This is a genomic window from Methanoculleus formosensis, assembly GCF_025384765.1.
Taxonomy (GTDB): Archaea; Halobacteriota; Methanomicrobia; order Methanomicrobiales; family Methanoculleaceae; genus Methanoculleus; species Methanoculleus formosensis.
Map to the genome: position 1 here is coordinate 544,969 of NZ_VHLL01000001.1, position 15,449 is coordinate 560,417.

At 62.6% G+C, this 15,449-nt stretch carries 22 protein-coding genes; 19 read left to right on the top strand and 3 right to left on the bottom strand.

From position 1 onward, the window contains the following. The first annotated feature begins 1 nt into the window (after position 1). The 13 genes from FKB36_RS02895 to cmk all read left to right on the top strand — a co-directional run bounded on the left by FKB36_RS02895 (position 2) and on the right by cmk (position 7,412). Positions 2 to 181, top strand: a complete 180-nt coding sequence (locus tag FKB36_RS02895; RefSeq protein ID WP_261596516.1) for a 30S ribosomal protein S14 — start codon at positions 2 to 4, stop codon at positions 179 to 181. 13 nt (positions 182 to 194) lie between these two features. Next, entirely contained in the window at positions 195 to 587 is a 393-nt protein-coding gene (locus tag FKB36_RS02900; RefSeq protein ID WP_261596517.1) for a 30S ribosomal protein S8, read from the top strand. 14 nt (positions 588 to 601) lie between these two features. Continuing rightward, positions 602 to 1,126: a 50S ribosomal protein L6 gene (locus tag FKB36_RS02905; protein WP_261596518.1), complete on the top strand. Its 525-nt coding sequence runs from the start codon at positions 602 to 604 to the stop codon at positions 1,124 to 1,126. 5 nt (positions 1,127 to 1,131) lie between these two features. Then, entirely contained in the window at positions 1,132 to 1,566 is a 435-nt protein-coding gene (locus tag FKB36_RS02910; protein ID WP_261596519.1) for a 50S ribosomal protein L32e, read from the top strand. After that, positions 1,559 to 2,011, top strand: coding sequence for a 50S ribosomal protein L19e (locus FKB36_RS02915; protein ID WP_261596520.1), 453 nt, complete (start codon positions 1,559 to 1,561; stop codon positions 2,009 to 2,011). Before FKB36_RS02910 ends, FKB36_RS02915 begins: the two co-directional genes overlap by 8 nt. Further along, positions 2,011 to 2,538, top strand: a complete 528-nt coding sequence (locus FKB36_RS02920) for a 50S ribosomal protein L18 (protein WP_261596521.1) — start codon at positions 2,011 to 2,013, stop codon at positions 2,536 to 2,538. Before FKB36_RS02915 ends, FKB36_RS02920 begins: the two co-directional genes overlap by 1 nt. Positions 2,539 to 2,541: 3 nt before the next feature. Continuing rightward, positions 2,542 to 3,159: a 30S ribosomal protein S5 gene (locus FKB36_RS02925; RefSeq protein WP_261596522.1), complete on the top strand. Its 618-nt coding sequence runs from the start codon at positions 2,542 to 2,544 to the stop codon at positions 3,157 to 3,159. Then, positions 3,159 to 3,620, top strand: a complete 462-nt coding sequence (locus FKB36_RS02930; RefSeq protein ID WP_261596523.1) for a 50S ribosomal protein L30 — start codon at positions 3,159 to 3,161, stop codon at positions 3,618 to 3,620. Before FKB36_RS02925 ends, FKB36_RS02930 begins: the two co-directional genes overlap by 1 nt. A gap of 5 nt (positions 3,621 to 3,625) precedes the next feature. Further along, complete coding sequence (locus tag FKB36_RS02935) at positions 3,626 to 4,051, top strand: uL15m family ribosomal protein (protein ID WP_261596524.1); 426 nt, start codon at positions 3,626 to 3,628, stop codon at positions 4,049 to 4,051. Positions 4,052 to 4,072: 21 nt separating this feature from the next. Beyond that, complete coding sequence (secY, locus tag FKB36_RS02940) at positions 4,073 to 5,506, top strand: preprotein translocase subunit SecY (RefSeq protein ID WP_261596525.1); 1,434 nt, start codon at positions 4,073 to 4,075, stop codon at positions 5,504 to 5,506. Between the two features lie 131 nt (positions 5,507 to 5,637). Further along, positions 5,638 to 6,240 (top strand): adenylate kinase, encoded by a 603-nt coding sequence (locus tag FKB36_RS02945; protein WP_261596526.1) that lies wholly within the window; start codon positions 5,638 to 5,640, stop codon positions 6,238 to 6,240. A 6-nt stretch (positions 6,241 to 6,246) separates the two neighbouring features. Beyond that, entirely contained in the window at positions 6,247 to 6,867 is a 621-nt protein-coding gene (locus tag FKB36_RS02950) for a DUF106 domain-containing protein (protein ID WP_261596527.1), read from the top strand. Further along, positions 6,867 to 7,412 (top strand): (d)CMP kinase, encoded by a 546-nt coding sequence (gene cmk, locus FKB36_RS02955; protein ID WP_261596528.1) that lies wholly within the window; start codon positions 6,867 to 6,869, stop codon positions 7,410 to 7,412. Before FKB36_RS02950 ends, cmk begins: the two co-directional genes overlap by 1 nt. Positions 7,413 to 7,851: 439 nt before the next feature. Here cmk and FKB36_RS02960 read toward each other — a convergent pair whose 3' ends face one another. The 3 genes from FKB36_RS02960 to FKB36_RS02970 form a co-directional block, all read right to left on the bottom strand. After that, positions 7,852 to 8,496, bottom strand: coding sequence for a V-type ATP synthase subunit D (locus FKB36_RS02960; protein ID WP_261596529.1), 645 nt, complete (start codon positions 8,494 to 8,496; stop codon positions 7,852 to 7,854). Positions 8,497 to 8,506: 10 nt separating this feature from the next. Further along, positions 8,507 to 9,634, bottom strand: a complete 1,128-nt coding sequence (locus tag FKB36_RS02965; RefSeq protein WP_261596530.1) for a V-type ATP synthase subunit C — start codon at positions 9,632 to 9,634, stop codon at positions 8,507 to 8,509. Between the two features lie 84 nt (positions 9,635 to 9,718). Next, the gene (locus FKB36_RS02970) at positions 9,719 to 10,180 is read right to left on the bottom strand and encodes a GyrI-like domain-containing protein (protein ID WP_261596531.1); all 462 of its coding nucleotides are present in this window, start codon (positions 10,178 to 10,180) and stop codon (positions 9,719 to 9,721) included. A 178-nt stretch (positions 10,181 to 10,358) separates the two neighbouring features. On the opposite strand from FKB36_RS02970, the gene FKB36_RS02975 reads away from it, so the two are divergent. The 6 genes from FKB36_RS02975 to FKB36_RS03000 all read left to right on the top strand — a co-directional run bounded on the left by FKB36_RS02975 (position 10,359) and on the right by FKB36_RS03000 (position 15,390). Continuing rightward, positions 10,359 to 11,351 carry a histone deacetylase family protein gene (locus tag FKB36_RS02975; RefSeq protein WP_261596532.1) on the top strand — a complete coding sequence of 331 codons (993 nt, stop codon included), beginning with the start codon at positions 10,359 to 10,361 and terminating at the stop codon, positions 11,349 to 11,351. Between the two features lie 49 nt (positions 11,352 to 11,400). Then, complete coding sequence (locus tag FKB36_RS02980) at positions 11,401 to 11,973, top strand: hypothetical protein (RefSeq protein WP_261596533.1); 573 nt, start codon at positions 11,401 to 11,403, stop codon at positions 11,971 to 11,973. A gap of 219 nt (positions 11,974 to 12,192) precedes the next feature. Further along, positions 12,193 to 12,759, top strand: a complete 567-nt coding sequence (locus tag FKB36_RS02985; protein WP_261596534.1) for a hypothetical protein — start codon at positions 12,193 to 12,195, stop codon at positions 12,757 to 12,759. Beyond that, positions 12,749 to 14,269, top strand: a complete 1,521-nt coding sequence (locus FKB36_RS02990) for an ABC transporter ATP-binding protein (RefSeq protein WP_261596535.1) — start codon at positions 12,749 to 12,751, stop codon at positions 14,267 to 14,269. Before FKB36_RS02985 ends, FKB36_RS02990 begins: the two co-directional genes overlap by 11 nt. Continuing rightward, positions 14,200 to 14,985, top strand: coding sequence for an energy-coupling factor transporter transmembrane component T family protein (locus tag FKB36_RS02995; protein WP_261596536.1), 786 nt, complete (start codon positions 14,200 to 14,202; stop codon positions 14,983 to 14,985). Before FKB36_RS02990 ends, FKB36_RS02995 begins: the two co-directional genes overlap by 70 nt. A 6-nt stretch (positions 14,986 to 14,991) precedes the next feature. Beyond that, on the top strand, positions 14,992 to 15,390 hold the full coding sequence (locus tag FKB36_RS03000) for a hypothetical protein (RefSeq protein ID WP_261596537.1): 399 nt from the start codon (positions 14,992 to 14,994) through the stop codon (positions 15,388 to 15,390). The last annotated feature ends 59 nt before the right edge of the window (positions 15,391 to 15,449 follow it).

Consider the following 15,449-nt stretch of genomic DNA (forward strand, 5'->3'; position numbering starts at 1 on the left):
AATGGCGGAAGAGTCAGGAGCGCCTGCAACGGGTGAGAACGTACGGAAGTTCGGCGGCGGCGCGAACGAGTGCCGCATCTGCGGCCGGAAGCAGGGCCTTGTACGGAAGTACGGCATCTACTTCTGCCGCCAGTGCTTCCGCGAGTGGGCGAGCAAGATGGGCTTCAAGAAGATGAGCTAGGGGTGTAGAGAATATGGCACGACTGAATCCAATCGCTGACGCGATGAGCACCATCAAGAATGCCGGAGACGCTGGAAAGGGCGAGGTCATTGTAGAACCCGCCAGCAAGCTTCTCGGCGCAATGCTCCGCGTCATGCAGGAAAACGGCTTTATCAGCGGCTTCGAGTTCATCGACGACGGTCGCGGCGGCCAGTTCCGGGTTCAACTCTCCGGAACGATCAATAAGTGTGGCGCCATCAGCCCCCGGTTCCCGGTGACGATGGCTGATATGGAATACTGGGAGTCGCAGTACCTCCCCGCGAAGAACTTCGGCATCCTGATCGTCTCGACCTCGAAGGGAGTCGTCTCCCACACCGAGGCACGGGGCGAAGGGATCGGCGGGCAGCTGCTGGGCTACGTCTACTGAGGAGGGAGACGAGTATGGCAATAACACGACAGATCGAGATCCCTCCCGGGGTTGACGTCAAGTTCGACGCCGGTGTGCTCACGGTCTCCGGGCCGAAGGGCACGCTGGTCCGCGACATGCGCTTCCCGCAGATCGACCTCAAGGTCGAAGGCGGCGAAGTCATCGTCTCCACGGCATCCGACAAGAAGCGGTTCCTCGCCATGACCGGCACACTCGAGGCGCATGCGAAGAACATGATCCGTGGTGTCGCCGACGGCTACGAGTACCGGATGAAGGTGGTCTACAGCCACTTCCCGATCCAGCTCAAGCAGCAGGGCAACCGCCTCGAGATCACCAACTTCCTTGGCGAGAAGCAGCCCCGGGTCGCAAAGATCATCGAAGGCGTCACCGTCAAGATCGGAAACGACGAACTGACGCTCACCGGTATCGACAAGGAGAAGGTGGGCAACACGGCCGCAAACATCGAGCACGCGACCAGGATCACGAAGCGGGATCCCCGGGTGTTCCAGGACGGCGTCTACATCACCGAGAGGGCGTGAATAGAATGGACAACACAAGAAGACTGATCCGCGTCCGCACCCGGCACAACAAGCCTGCCTTCAAGAGGCGGGGCCTCCACCGCAAATCGAAACTGGCCGATGTCTGGCGGCGCCCGCGTGGTCTGCACAACAAGCAGCGGCGGCAGTTCAGTGCAAAGGGAGTCCTTCCCAGGCCGGGATACGGGAGCCCCGCCGCAGTCCGCGGGATGCACCCGAGCGGGTATGCAGAGGTACTGGTCTTTACCCCGGCAGATCTCGTTGATCTGAACCCGGAGACCCAGGCCGTCCGGATCGGCGGATCCGTGGGCAACAAGAAGCGTGGAGCGATTCAGGAACGGGCGCTGGAACTCGGGCTCAAAGTCCTGAACGCAAAAGACCTCACCCCTGCGGCCGGGGTACCTGCCGCAACCGAAGAAGAAGAGGTGAACGAGGATGAGTGATCTCGCCAACCAGAAGCGAATGGCGGCCGCCATTCTCAAGTGCGGGATCAACCGTGTCTGGTTCGATCCCGAGCGCCAGGCCGATATCGAGGGAGCGATCTCCAGAAACGACCTGCGCGAGCTCATCGGGGAAGGCGTGATCAAGGCGCACCCCGTGAAGGGAAACAGCCGCGGCAGAGCCCGCATCCGGATGGCAAAGCGTTCCTACGGTCACCGGAAAGGTCCGGGCCGCAGGAAGGGTGCCGCCGGAGCCAGGGGTTCCAGCAAGCGCGCATGGATCCGCAAGATCCGGGCGCAGCGGCGCACGCTGCGTGAGATGCGGGCAGACGGCACGATTGAGCGGAGCCTCTATCGTGTGATGTACCGGAGGGCTTCCGGAGGTCAGTTCCGGAGTGTGTCGCATCTCGCGGCTCAGATTGAGATTACGGCAGGGAGGATGAAATAATGGCAACCGGCCCAAGATACTTCGTGCCCTTCAGAAGGAGGCACGAGGGCAAGACCGACTACTACAAGCGGATGTCGCTCCTGTCGTCGGGAATGCCGAGGATGGTCGTCCGGAAGACGAACCGACAGATCATCGTACAGCTGGTCGTCGCCGAGGTCACAGGGGATCGCACCCTGGTGGCCGCATACTCGGCAGAACTTGCCGGATACGGCTACGAGGGATCGACTGCGAGCACCCCGGCCGCCTACCTGACCGGTATGCTCTTCGCGGCCAAGGCGCTGAAAGAAGGGTATGATGGGGCAATCCTCGACATCGGGCTTGCCCGGGCAAAACCCGGAGCGCGGGTCTTTGCCGCCCTCAAGGGAGCGGTGGACGCCGGTCTCGACGTCCCCTACGGCGAATCGATCCTCCCCGATGAAGAACGGCTCAAAGGTGCCCACATCGCGGAGTATGCTCCCGAACAGGCGGGCAACCTGGTAGCGAATGTAGAGGCTACGGCTCTGGCCATCAAGAAGGAGCTGGTGTAGACAATGGCATACGTACAGGAAGAATGGATTCCGCTCACCGGTCTCGGGCGCATGGTCGCCGCAGGCGAGATCACCAGTATCGATGAGGTGCTCGCGAGCGGCAGGCCGATCAAGGAGCCCCAGATAGTCGATCTCCTCCTGCCTGACCTGGAAGACGAGGTGCTGGACATCAACATGGTCCAGCGGATGACGGACTCGGGTCGCCGTGTGAAGTTCCGCACTGTCGTGGTGGTCGGCAACAGGAACGGCTACGTCGGGTTCGGCCAGGGGAAGGACGTCCAGGTCGGCAACGCGATCCAGAAAGCAATCGTAAATGCAAAACTGAACCTGATCAAGGTCTCCCGCGGCTGCGGGAGCTGGGAGTGCGGCTGCGAGACAACCCACTCGATCCCGATCGAGGTGACCGGCAAGTCAGGCAGCGTCAAGGTGACGCTGAAACCCGCTCCGCAGGGTATCGGTCTCGTGACCGGGGATATCCCGAAGAAAGTCCTGACGCTTGCGGGCATCAAGGATGTCTGGGCGTTCAACCGGGGGCAGACCCGGACGACCATCAACTATGCGAAGGCGACGTTCGAGGCGCTCAAGCAGACGAACATGGTCCGGATTGGAGGGAAAGAGTGATGTACGCGGTAGTTCAGGTGCGCGGTGTGGTCAACACCAACCATGAGATCAAGGACACCCTGAAGATGCTGCGCCTGCATCACGTCAACCACTGCGTCCTCGTGCCCGATACGCCAGCGTATCTCGGCATGATCCGCAAAGTGAAGGACTTCGTGGCGTATGGTGAGGTCGATGCGGGGACGCTGGCCACCCTCCTGCGCACCCGGGGCAGACTGACCGGGGACGAGAAGCTGACCGACGAATACGTCCGCGCGCATACCCCGTATGCCGACATCGACGAGTTCGCGGCAGCACTATGTAGCGGCGAGACGAGTTTCCGTGATCTGGTGGAGATCAAGCCTGTGCTGAGACTGCACCCTCCACGAAAGGGCTATAAAACCATCAAGCGAACCTTTCAGCAGGGTGGAGCACTCGGCTACTATGGCCCCCAGATCAACGATCTCCTCTATAAGATGAGGTGAGACTGATGCCCGTAAACAAGAGATCCAAATACAGGGGTTCACGGACCTGCGGCGGCGGTACGCACAAGAACCGGCGTGGCGCCGGCAACAGGGGTGGACGGGGTAGAGCCGGGCAGCGCGATCACCGCTTCTCTCACTTCTACCTGAAGGGCGAGATAGCCAACGGCAAGCACGGTTTTATCAGCAAGACCTCCGTGCCGGTATCTGCCCTTGACATCGGTGAGATCGACCAGATGGCCGAAGCGCTGCTTCGTGAAGGGCTTGCCACCCAGGAGGGCGATATCATCGCCCTCGACGCCGCCGAACTCGGCATCGATAAGGTGCTTGGCGGTGGAAGAGTCACCCACAAAATGAGTATCTCGGCCCGGGAGTTCTCCGAACGTGCCCGGGCTAAAATCGAGGAGATGGGCGGTCAGGCAACGACCGTCTGATCTTCTTTTTCAGGTGAAATTATGGGAGATCTGCTGGATAGATTTGAACCCATCCTTGCAGCGATGCCTGCTGTCAGAGGGCCGGATGGGCACGTCCACTTTAAGAACAAACTTATGTGGACGACTGCGATTCTGCTCCTCTACTTTGCATTGACCAACATCAATATCTTCGGGCTCTCTCCTGAGTCGCAGGATATTTTCGGATTGTACCGTGCCCTGCTTGCCGGTGCGAGCGGTTCGCTTCTGCATCTCGGTATTGGGCCGATCGTCACCGCGTCGATCGTGCTGCAGCTGCTCAAGGGTGCCGGACTCCTGCAGATCGATACCAGTGAAGCACGTGGGCAGGTCATGTACATGGGCCTGCAGAAACTGCTCATCTTCGTGATGATCATCGTCGAAGCGTTCCCCATGGTCGCGAGCGGGATGATGATGCCCGATCCGACGGTGGCAACGCAGTTCTTCGGCGGTAATATGCTCACGGTCTCGCTCCTGATCTTCCTCCAGGTCTGCCTCGGCGGGCTTCTGATCGTGTTGATGGATGAGGTCGTCACCAAATGGGGTGTCGGTTCAGGCGTGGGGCTCTTCATCGTTGCGGGGGTCTCGCAGGGTCTCGTGAACGGGTTCCTGAACTGGCAGACGGGCACCGATCCCTTCCCGATCGGGTTCTTCCCGCGGCTCTTTGCGATAGCTACCTCGGGGGCGAACTTCCTCGAGTACTTCGGCACGGACATGCTGGCCCTCATCACGACGATAGCCATCTTTATGGTCATCGTCTACGTGGAGTCGACCCGTATCGAGATCCCGCTCGCGCACACCGCCGTTCGCGGCGCCCGTGCACGATTCCCGGTGAAGATCATCTATGCGAGCGTTCTGCCGATGATCCTCGTCCGGGTGCTGCAGGCGAACGTCCAGATGATCGGAATGCTCCTCTCGAACGCCGGGATAACTATCTTCGGCGAGTTCCAGAGGCAGGTGCCGGTGAACGGCCTTATGTGGTACATCGCGCCGATCAACGCTCCGCAGGACTGGATGTGGTGGCTCTCCGATCTCGGGCACGCACCGTGGGAGATCATGTTGCGTATGGGCATCGATATCACCGTCATGGTGGTCGGGGGCGCGATCTTCGCGCTCTTCTGGGTCAAGACCGCCGGCCTCGACTCGAAGGACGTGGCCCGGCAGATCCAGAGAAGCGGGATGCAGATCCCGGGCTACCGGCGGAATGCCCAGGTGCTCGAAAGGTACCTCGACCGCTACATTCCGCGGATCACCGTCATCGGCGGTGTCTTCATCGGCCTTCTCTCGGTCGTCGCGAACCTCTTCGGTGTGGTCGGCGCGGTCGGGGGAACGGGGTTGCTGCTTGCGGTGAGTATCACCTACCGCCTCTATGAGGAGGTCGCAAGTCAGCAGATCATGGAGATGTATCCGTTCATGCGGTCGTTCTTCGGGAAAGAATGAGTTCTGGACTCATTCTCTTCCTCTTATCCGCACCGCATCTGTTTTTCCCCTGAATGGCCCTCGCGATCGTTTGAGGCCGAAGCATTCCGAAAGGCATTACTCTTTCAGGCGCGGATTTATCTGAACAGTGAATGATACCCTTAACGGGAGTGACAAAATTGGGAAAGAAAGTTGTCGTGACGGGGGTTCCGGGTGTCGGAAAGACCACCGTCATCAATGGCGCGATGGAGAGGCTGGCGGCTGAAGGCGTTACCTATACACCCGTCAACTTCGGCACGTTCATGTTTGAGGTGGCCAAAAAAGAGAATCTGGTCTCGGACCGGGATGAGATGCGCAAGCTGGCAAAAGACGTCCAGAAACGTCTTCAGCAGGCGGCGGCATCGGGGATCGCTGCCGTGAGTGCTGATGCGAACGTCATCATCGACACCCACAGCAGCGTCAAGACCCCTACGGGGTTCCTTGCGGGGCTGCCCGAATGGGTGCTCCGTGAGTTGATGCCTGATATCGTCGTGCTGGTGGAGACCGACCCCGACCAGATCCTGATGCGCCGGCTCGGTGACGCTTCGAGAACCCGCGACATGGAAGGGTCGCGCGCAATCGCCGAGCACCAGGAGTTCAACCGCGCGGTCAGCGCGGCATACGCGATGTATACCGGCTGCACCATCAAGATCGTCCGGAACGAAAACTTCCTGCTCGAACAGGGCATCGACGATCTGGTGAGTGTGCTGAGGTAACCTGATATGGTAGACCTGAAGAAGCACGGCCCGACGATCGCCCTCGTCTTCACCATGCTCGTGATGCTCTCATACGGCATCGAGGGTATACGGGTGACGGTCGGCCTCGCGATGGATGCAGTACTCGGCCCCTTCATCGACACCCTCGGGGTGCCGTTCTTCGTCATGATCCTGATCCTCTCGAGCATCACGGGCCTCTACTCCTCGCTCGTCCAGAAGTACACCATCGACTACGAGAAGATGCAGGAGACGCAGGCGAAGATGAAGGTGTTCCAGAAGGAGTTCCGGGAGGCCCAGCTCTCCGGGGACGAAAAGAGGATCAAGAAACTCCAGGGGAAGCAGGAGCGAATGATGCAGGACCAGCTTGAGTTCTCCCGGCAGCAATTCACGCCGATGGCGATCATCCTCGTGCTCTCCGTGCCGATCTTCTTCTGGCTTCTTCTGCGGCTCCCGCCGATCGGGACAGAGACCGCGCTCGCAAACGGCATCGTGATGCCCTTCCTGGGAGCGGTCACCCTCTCGGACATTGCGTTCTGGATCGTCCCGGCCTGGATCTTGTGGTACATGCTCTGCTCGCTGACCGTCAGCCAGGTGATCAGGAAGTCCCTCAACATCGGAGGGCTCTGATGCGGATCACCATCAGTGGCCCGCCGGGGAGCGGCACTACGTCGCTCGCCCGCTACCTTGCCGGGAAGCACGGGCTCGACCTCATCTCTGCAGGGGAAGTCTTTCGCCAGCTCGCGAAGGAGCACGGCATGGAACTCGCCGAGTTCGGGAAGTTCGCGGAGAGCGATCCCTCGGTCGACCGGATGATCGACGCCCGGCAAAAAGAGATCGGTGAAGCCTCCGACGACATCATCGTCGAGGGCAGGCTCTCGGGCAGGATGGTCGAGAACGCCGATCTCCGGATCTGGCTCTCCGCATCGATCTCCTGCCGGGCAAAACGCATCGCGGGACGCGACGGAATGGACGAGGAGGGAGCCCTGATCTATACCGAGAACCGGCAGCGTTCGGAGACCACTCGCTACCGGAGTTACTATGGTATCGATATCGACGACCTCTCGCCGTACGACATCGTCCTCTCGTCAGGGACCTTCGGCGTGGACGCTCTCGCCGCGATCGTAGATGCCGCTATCGAGTGCCTCGCCCGGCAGCGGGAAGGCGCTCGTTAGCGAAAGAGCACTTCATCTTATTTTTTCGTCTGTTGCCTCTCGTTGTGCCGCGGGAGCCCTGGAGTTGTCCATTTCTGGCGCAGAGGGGGAGCCTTGCTCTACAGAGTGGAGGCAGCCTTCGCTTCACAGGTTGCCACATGGTAGCCCCCACCCCGCCCGCGCTTCGCGCTCCTCCCCCGCCCACGAGGGGCGGGGGCAGTGTGTGGCGATATCCCCTGGAAATCCGTGCCCTGGGCATAGATATTTTTCCAGGCATTTTCTGTGCAGTGAACTGTGGGGGGTATCGCCATTGGGGAGGCGGCTCGCGGGGAGGGGAGCATCCCCTCCCCTGGGGAAGAGACTATGATACGCGACAGATTCCTGCTCGCGTCACACCCCGTCCCGTGCCCTCGAAGTAACGACCTGCACCCGAGCCCGAACGGTGGGACGAAATCGTCCATCAAAGCCCGGTGCCCCTCTTCGCCTTTATCTTTTTGATGCGCCGGAGCCGTGTCCATTCCTGCCGCTCCATCTCGTCGCGCTGATCATCGATGAACCGGCGCAGCTCCGTGAGTTCCGGGATGACCTTGAACTCCAGCGCGTTCACCCTCCGCCGGGTCTTCTCGATATCGTCGAGGAGTTGCCTGACTCCTCCCTCGCGTTCGGCGGTTGCGATGATTGCTTCGAGGAGTTCCTCGTAGGCATCGGCCGCGTCGTCGATGACCGACGATGTCCCGAGGATACCGTAACCCCGCTGGTCGAGCGTCTTTCTCACCATCACCGGTTCGAGGTCGGGGAGCCGCACCCCGAAGACGTTCTTGTGTCCGGCTACATAGGACGGACTGGTCTCCACCGAGAGCGCTGCAAGGAGCACTCCCGTCGCCCCTTCCATCATGGCGGCGGTCGCTGCCATCTCCTGTGCCCCGGCGTATCTCTCCTCGAGTGCCTGGCGCTCTTCTGCGGCCTCTTCGGTGAGCCTGACCAGTTCCAGCATCATGCCGTCGAGTTTCATCGATAATAGCCGGTGCACCCGCTCTGCAAGCGCCAGCCGCCGTTTGACGATCAGGAGGCCGGCCCGGGTAGGTTTAATCTCGTCGACCACCATGATCTCTCTCCTACAGGACAATATACTGCCATATCCGCTCGGGTGCGAGATCGAATGCTTTTCCCCGCGCGATCGCCCGCAGGTTCGCGACCTCGTACTTCTTTCGTTCGAGGTAGGCAAGCACCGGCAGAACCGAGAACGGGTGCCGCCGGGAGAGGGCGTCCAGGTGGTGGAGCCTGACCCGGGTGACCGCCATCTCGATCTCGTGAACGGGCCGCCTGCGCCGGTGCCATCGCCGCCAGACCAGTTCTGCAGCGTCGATGCTCGCGAAGCCCGGGTCCTGCCGGTGTTCGCGCACCGCCTGGACGAGAACCGGGACGATATCGGTCTTGAGGAAGATGCTGACGAATTCCTCCTCCGTCTCGATGCCGTAGAGCCTCTGGAAGAGGGCGACGGGGACACGGCCGCCGGGGATCATCGTCCGGTCGATGGTCGTGATATCGCATGCCTCAACTGAGCAGTGGAGCCGGAGGAGGTTTTTCATGTTGGCGATATCGATCTCGAATCGGAGGTAGGCGTTCAGTTCCCGGCACCCGCTGCACCCGGTCGTGGCAAGATTGAGGAGGCTCGCGTAGTATTGCCGGTAAAGTTCGTTCTCGATATGGGCAAAGGCGCCCTTCTCGCCGCAGATCCGGTAGTACTCCGCAAGAACCGGGTAGAGTCGCCACCCCTGGAGCGCCTCGATAGCCTCGCCGCAGTTCGTGAAGGAGAGGAGACGGTCGAGGAGCGCGGCGTCGAGTTCCCCCGCCGGAACGAGGAGATCGCGGATCTGGCGTCGGGAGATATCGTATACCGTGCCCCGCAGGATTGCCATGACGTTAGCGATATCCCACCGGTTGAGGTATTCCCCGGTCAGGGTCCGGAGGTCGCCGGGAGCGATCGCCATGGCGTCCCGGAATGACTGCGCCAGGTTATGGTTCACCGCCTCCTCGATGAGATGGGCACCGGAGAAGTCGTGTGCGAGATCCAGGACATGCTGCCGGTACGTCTCCTGCCGGGTGAGGTGAGCGACGATCTCCGGTATGCTCATTCGCATGATCCGCAGGTAATCGGCACGGGGGAAGAGCGCCGTCCTCTTTACCCGGAACCGGGTGCAGGCGTAGATGTACGAGGGGGAGGTCACGCCCAGCGGGGACATACACCCCCATTACCGTCACCCTGTATAAATGCGCACCCGGGTCGGCCGGGAGGTATCGGCGGCAGCATGGCGTACCCGGGAGGGTTAGCGCACCGGCATGACGATCATCGTCAGCAGTTCGCTCTCTGGACACTCCGGTCCGTTGTAATAGCACTCGTAGACGGTGCCGGTGGGCGTAAGAGCGTTCTTCTCTATCCAGCCCGCCATCTCGCCGTATGTCGAGGCCATGTCCCTGTAGGGGCCGCGGTACATGCAGAAGACGACGTTGCCTTCCCCGATAGCGCCTGACTGGATATCTCCCTTCCCCGGCAATGCTCTCAGTACTGGAAATCCGATCTCGACGTCGAGATCCTGCATGTCCATGTTGTGATACGCCACATAGGGGACGTCTGAGAGCATCTCCCGCAGTTCCTCCAGGTGTTCGGCTATTCTGCAGTATCCCTCACCGATCAGCATGGGCAGATCTTCGACGTTTGCTCTGGTGCGGATGGATAGGGTGGGTTGCTCTCGCTTCCGTAGCATCTCGATCTTTGATACTCTTGGCATCTCGTTCCTCCGGTTTGTTCTCTTCTCCCGATGGCGCGTTCTCTCTACGGGCGCTCAAGGTTTACTCTTCTCATGCGATCATTCCATCCCATCCTTCAAAATACCTTCTGCAGAAGGGTTGCCTCCCGCCGCTCATCGATAAGATTCATATCCCGCGCCGTCAACCCCATCGATCGTCATGCCCTGTTCGGTCGTGACGGGGGACCTCTTTGCCGGCCACGACGCGCCCGGCCACCCCGAGTCGCAGGCACGCCTCGATGCCGCTCTCGCGGGGGTGCCGGTCGGTGTCCGCCGCATCGCCCCGGAACAGGCGACGCCGGACGACCTGGCGCTGGTGCATACCCGGCGGCATATCGAGGAAGTCCGTTCGTTCTGCCGGGAGTGCCTGCCGGGCCGTGCCCGTTACCTTGACCCGGACACCTACGTCACCTCCCGTTCTTTCGACGCGGCTCTCTATGCGGCGGGGGCTGCATGGCAGGCGGTGGAGCGGGCGCTTTCAGGGGAGCACTGCTTCGCTCTCGTCCGCCCGCCGGGGCACCATGCCGGCCCCGATCGGGCGATGGGGTTCTGCCTCTTCAACAACGTCGCCGTCGCGGCGGCACGGGCGCTCCGCGAGGTCGACCGGGTGGCGGTCGTGGACTGGGACCTGCACCACGGTAACGGGACGGAGGCGATCTTTTACGGGAGCGACCGGGTGCTCTTCTGCTCGGTCCACCAGGCGGGGCTCTTCCCCGGCACCGGGTGGCCGGAGGAGCAGGGCGCCGGCCCGGGCGTCGGGTATACCGTCAACGCGCCCCTCGAACCCGGCTCGACCGGCGCCGACTACGCCCTGGTCTTTCGCGAGATCTTCGTTCCGATGCTCCGGCGGTTCGACCCGGACGTCGTCCTGGTCTCGGCAGGCCAGGACGCGCTCGTCGGTGATCCGCTCGGCTCGATGCTCCTTGAGCCGGACGACTTCGGAACCCTGGCGGGGATGCTCGTGGACGCGAGCCCTGCACCTCTCGCACTGGTGCTCGAGGGAGGCTACGGGCGGCTGCATGGAGCAGCCATCGGAGCGATCCTTGCCACCCTCGACGGAGCCCGCTTCAAGCCCGGTGGCGGTGTGGTGAAGGCAGGCACCCGGCGCCTCGTGGAGGCGTATGCCGCCGGCAGGCGTGCCGTCCCCCGGTGAAGGGATCAGGTTCATCGTCTCTCCGGTCGACCTCGGGGAGGTGAATAGAATGCCCGACCGAACTCCGGTTCTCATGGCTCTCCTCCTTGTCGCGCTCGCCTTCATTCCGGCCGTCTCTGCCGTCACGGTCTATCCCGGAAGCGAGGTTCTACTCGCAGGGACGAGCACGGGAAGCGATACCGTCTACCTCTTCGTGACCGGCCCGAACCTCCCGCCCGCCGGCGGGCGACTTGATAATCCGCATACGGCTGTCCGTTCCGGGAACCCGGGGAGTTTCACGAGGGTGCCGGTCGGTGCCGACGACCGCTGGACCTACCGCTGGAGGACGGGTGAGGCCGGGCTTGACCCCGGGACGTACACCGTCTACGCCGTGGACGCGCCCGTAGACCGCCGGAACCTCTCCGGTCACGGATATACGACCCTCCCCATCACCCTCGGTTCGTCGCCGCCGGCCCCGGCAACCGGGACTGTTGTTCTGGCCACCCCGGCACCTGCGGAATCGGAGTCCCCGGAAATGCCGATGGCGACTCCTGAAACTATCCCCACGACGGCGGCGCCAGTTTCCGCCCTTGCAGCGTGCAGCGCGGTGCTTCTGGCGGTGGCGGTTCTCGTTCGGCGGTGATCCGACCCGGGTCGGCGGAACATATATATCCAACAATGCACTATTTTGTACAAAGATGTTTACCGAATCTCGTGGGCCATCCACCCCGTCCGTTGCTTCCGGGAACGCTCCTGGAGGACTTTTCTGGCCTCTCCCTCAGCCACGTTGGCGTCCATACTGATATCTCCCCATACTCAACCCGGATCGCCCGTCGAACCCCATACTTCAAAGACTGATATCATGAAATCAAGAGATATTGCAATCGTTGGCATACTCCTTGCCATAGGGGCCATCATCAGGTACATGTCGCTCCTGATCCCCGGCCCCATCGTATCGAACCTCGTGATCGCCTTCTATAGCCTCGCCATCATCCTCGTCGTGCCCACGTTCCGTGAGGCGCTCGGGATCGGCGTCGTGGCGGGCATCGTCTGTGCGCTCCTCAGCCACTCGATCTTCCCGCCCGCAAACCTCATCAGCGAACCCATCGGCGCGGTCGTCTGCCTCGGGGTCTACCTGGTGCTGAGAGACCGGTTCGCCCTTGCCCCGGCCGTGACGACGCTTCTGGCCACCTTCGCGAGCGGGTTCTCGTTCATCCTCATCGCGCTCCTTGCCGTGGCCCCGACGGTGCTCGGCAGGTTCGGAACCCTCGAGGCGTTCCTCGCGGTCACGGTGCCGATCGTCCTCATCACGGCGGCGGTCAACGCCGTCGTCGCGCAGGCGCTCGAGATACCCGCATCGCGGGCACTGATGCGGGGAGCCCGGCAGACTGTCCCGGGACGGAGTGCGAGGCCGGTCGATGAACCCTGAGACCGATCGCGAGGCCGCCCTCTCCCTTCGGGGGGTCTCCTACACCTACCCGGGGTCGGAGGCGCCGGCCCTGAGCGGGATCGATCTTGAGATCGGGAAGGGCGAGATCGTCTTCGTCACCGGCCCGACCGGGGCGGGCAAGACGACGCTCTGCCTTGCGGCGTCCGGCATCCTTTACCATGAGTACGGCGGCGCGCTTGAGGGTGCGGTCGCCATCCTTGGAAAGGACGTCCGGGACTACCGGGACATGGGCGAGATCGGGAGAGATGTCGGGGTGGTCTTCGACGACGCCGATGCCCAGCTCATCTTCACGACCGTCGAGGAGGAGGTCGCATCCGGGCTCGAGAACCTCGGCCTCTCCCGGGAGGAGATGGAGCAGAGGCTCCGGGAGGTGATGGAGGCGACCGGGATCGCCGACCTCGCGGAGCGTGCCCCGCACACCCTCTCCGGGGGGCAGAAGCAGCGGGTCGCCCTCGCTGCGACCATCGCGCTCGGCACGAAGGTCCTGATCCTCGACGAACCCACCGCCGAACTTGACGCGGAAGCGACCGCGGCGGTATCCACCCTTCTCCGGCGGCTCTCCGGCGAGGGCACCGCCGTGCTCATCGTCGAGCAGAAGATCGGCGACCTTGCCGCCATTGCAGATAGGATGGTCGTCGTCGAAGACGGAGCGATCGCAGAGGTCGGGACTCCCGTGGATATGATGCAGGAGCACCCGACGGTCGGCAGCGTCCGGCTTCCCGCACCGGCGACAACCCCGCGAGGCGGAGCGCCCTCCGTCATATCCGTCCGGGGGCTTGTCCACCACTATGACGGGGTCGAGGCCATCAGGGGCCTCGATATCGAGATCGCTCCCGGAGAGATCGTAGCCGTCGCCGGGGATAACGGGTCCGGGAAGACGACACTCGTCAAACACTTCAACGGGCTGCTCCGTCCGACCGAAGGCAGCGTCACCGTCGACGGGCTCGACGCCGGAAGCGTCCCGATAGCAGAACTCGCGCGTCACGTGGGCCTCGTCTTCCAGAACCCGGACACCATGCTCTTTGCCGAGACCGTGGAGGAGGAGGTGGCGTTTGGTCTACGAAACATCAACCCCGGTGCTTCGGGGGAGCCGATAGACGCGGCCCTCCGCGAGGTGGGCCTTCTCCACCGCAAGACGGCCTACCCGCGCTCGCTCTCGCGGGGCGAACGGCAGCGCCTGGCCATCGCCTGCGTCATCGCCATGAGACCGAAGGTCATCGTGCTCGATGAGCCCACGACCGGGCTTGATGCCCGCGAGTCGGGAAGAATCATGGAGATTCTCGCCCGCCTGCGTCAGGAGGGTCACACGGTCGTCATGGTGACGCACGATATGCATCTCCTGCAGGAGTCTGCGGATCGCGTCGTCAGGATGGAACAGGGAAAAGTCGTCCGCGACAGCGAAACATTTGAGGAGGAACCATGTCCGAGATTATGCAGTATGTCATCCGGGAGAGCGCCTTTCACCGCCTCCACCCGCTCACCAAACTGATCTTCGTGGTCGTCGTCGTCGCCCTCGCGGTGCTGACGAGCGATATCGTCATGCTCGCACTCCTTGCCGGAGCGGTCATGGCGGTGGCGATAGCGAGCGGGCTCGGCCGCGACCTCCTCCGGCAGGTGCCCCTCCTCCTCTCGCTCGCGGTGAGTCTGCTTGCCCTCACCATCCTCACCATCAGGAGCGGGGAGATCGTCGGTTACCTGGTTCCGCAGTCGGTCCCGGTCATAGGCGGGGCGTTTCCCGTCACGGTAGGGGCGATCGACCTTGCGCTCGCGATGTCGCTCCGGTTCGCCGCGATGCTCTTTGCGTTCCAGCTCCTGGTCATATCGACCCAGCCGCGCGACCTCGTCCACCTCATGGACCGTCTCAGGGTGCCGGTCGACTACACCCTCATGCTCCTGATCGCGCTCCGGTTCATCCCGAGCCTGCAGCTCGAGGGGAAGCGGATCCACGAGGCGCAGCTCGCCCGCGCATACAACCCGGGCAGCGGCATATCCGGAAAGGTGCGGGGGCTCTTTCCCATCATCATCCCGCTGGTCTCGAACTCGCTCGGGAAAGCCACCGTCCTCGGGCTGACCATCGATCTCCGCGGATACCGCTCCGGGACGCGGACGCCGATGCGCGACCTTGCTCCCGGCAGGGCCGACGTCGCCGGGGTCTGCTGCATGGGCGTTCTGGTCGCAGGATATTTGGCCGTGCTGCTCGTATGATCGGGTATGCATAGCGGTGCCTCCCCGAAGGCGTTCGAGTTCTACATCGGCGGGAGCGTCGGGCCGTCCCTCTACGTCAGGCTCGTGGACGGCCGACTCCTCTACGAGTGGGCGAGTGGGGGCGGCTACTCCGGCGTGGTGATGGAGGCGTCGCCCACAGAGGAAGAATGGGCGCGGTTCCGGGAGATCGTCGACCGGCTCGGCGTCCGGGAGTGGGAGCAGGAGTACGTCTCCGCCCACTCCTGCTGCGACGTCACCTACTGGCACCTGCGGCTGGAGATGGACCGGGAGAACACCGTCGTCCGGGGAGCAAACGCCTACCCGGGTTCAGACGGCCCGGAGGTCTCGAAGCCGTTTCGCGAGTTCCGCGCGGCGGTGGAGCACCTGATCGGGCGCGCGCCGTGATTGTTCAAGAAATAGGCCTTAGTAAATCCCACCTCTGATCGAACCTCTCCCTGAGTTGT

What these genes read in the sequence shown, in the direction of transcription:
- FKB36_RS02900 (WP_261596517.1), top strand. Translation starts at nt 195, where the DNA reads ATGGCACGACTGAATCCAATCGCTGACGCGATGAGCACCATCAAGAAT.
- secY (WP_261596525.1), top strand. Translation starts at nt 4,073, where the DNA reads ATGGGAGATCTGCTGGATAGATTTGAACCCATCCTTGCAGCGATGCCT.
- FKB36_RS02905 (WP_261596518.1), top strand. Translation starts at nt 602, where the DNA reads ATGGCAATAACACGACAGATCGAGATCCCTCCCGGGGTTGACGTCAAG.
- FKB36_RS02925 (WP_261596522.1), top strand. Translation starts at nt 2,542, where the DNA reads ATGGCATACGTACAGGAAGAATGGATTCCGCTCACCGGTCTCGGGCGC.
- FKB36_RS02975 (WP_261596532.1), top strand. Translation starts at nt 10,359, where the DNA reads ATGCCCTGTTCGGTCGTGACGGGGGACCTCTTTGCCGGCCACGACGCG.
- FKB36_RS02970 (WP_261596531.1), bottom strand. Translation starts at nt 10,180, where the DNA reads ATGCCAAGAGTATCAAAGATCGAGATGCTACGGAAGCGAGAGCAACCC.
- FKB36_RS02930 (WP_261596523.1), top strand. Translation starts at nt 3,159, where the DNA reads ATGTACGCGGTAGTTCAGGTGCGCGGTGTGGTCAACACCAACCATGAG.
- FKB36_RS02965 (WP_261596530.1), bottom strand. Translation starts at nt 9,634, where the DNA reads ATGTCCCCGCTGGGCGTGACCTCCCCCTCGTACATCTACGCCTGCACC.
- FKB36_RS02920 (WP_261596521.1), top strand. Translation starts at nt 2,011, where the DNA reads ATGGCAACCGGCCCAAGATACTTCGTGCCCTTCAGAAGGAGGCACGAG.
- FKB36_RS02980 (WP_261596533.1), top strand. Translation starts at nt 11,401, where the DNA reads ATGCCCGACCGAACTCCGGTTCTCATGGCTCTCCTCCTTGTCGCGCTC.
- FKB36_RS02910 (WP_261596519.1), top strand. Translation starts at nt 1,132, where the DNA reads ATGGACAACACAAGAAGACTGATCCGCGTCCGCACCCGGCACAACAAG.
- FKB36_RS02915 (WP_261596520.1), top strand. Translation starts at nt 1,559, where the DNA reads ATGAGTGATCTCGCCAACCAGAAGCGAATGGCGGCCGCCATTCTCAAG.
- FKB36_RS02945 (WP_261596526.1), top strand. Translation starts at nt 5,638, where the DNA reads ATGATACCCTTAACGGGAGTGACAAAATTGGGAAAGAAAGTTGTCGTG.
- FKB36_RS03000 (WP_261596537.1), top strand. Translation starts at nt 14,992, where the DNA reads ATGCATAGCGGTGCCTCCCCGAAGGCGTTCGAGTTCTACATCGGCGGG.
- cmk (WP_261596528.1), top strand. Translation starts at nt 6,867, where the DNA reads ATGCGGATCACCATCAGTGGCCCGCCGGGGAGCGGCACTACGTCGCTC.
- FKB36_RS02935 (WP_261596524.1), top strand. Translation starts at nt 3,626, where the DNA reads ATGCCCGTAAACAAGAGATCCAAATACAGGGGTTCACGGACCTGCGGC.
- FKB36_RS02985 (WP_261596534.1), top strand. Translation starts at nt 12,193, where the DNA reads ATGAAATCAAGAGATATTGCAATCGTTGGCATACTCCTTGCCATAGGG.
- FKB36_RS02995 (WP_261596536.1), top strand. Translation starts at nt 14,200, where the DNA reads ATGTCCGAGATTATGCAGTATGTCATCCGGGAGAGCGCCTTTCACCGC.
- FKB36_RS02950 (WP_261596527.1), top strand. Translation starts at nt 6,247, where the DNA reads ATGGTAGACCTGAAGAAGCACGGCCCGACGATCGCCCTCGTCTTCACC.
- FKB36_RS02990 (WP_261596535.1), top strand. Translation starts at nt 12,749, where the DNA reads ATGAACCCTGAGACCGATCGCGAGGCCGCCCTCTCCCTTCGGGGGGTC.
- FKB36_RS02895 (WP_261596516.1), top strand. Translation starts at nt 2, where the DNA reads ATGGCGGAAGAGTCAGGAGCGCCTGCAACGGGTGAGAACGTACGGAAG.
- FKB36_RS02960 (WP_261596529.1), bottom strand. Translation starts at nt 8,496, where the DNA reads ATGGTGGTCGACGAGATTAAACCTACCCGGGCCGGCCTCCTGATCGTC.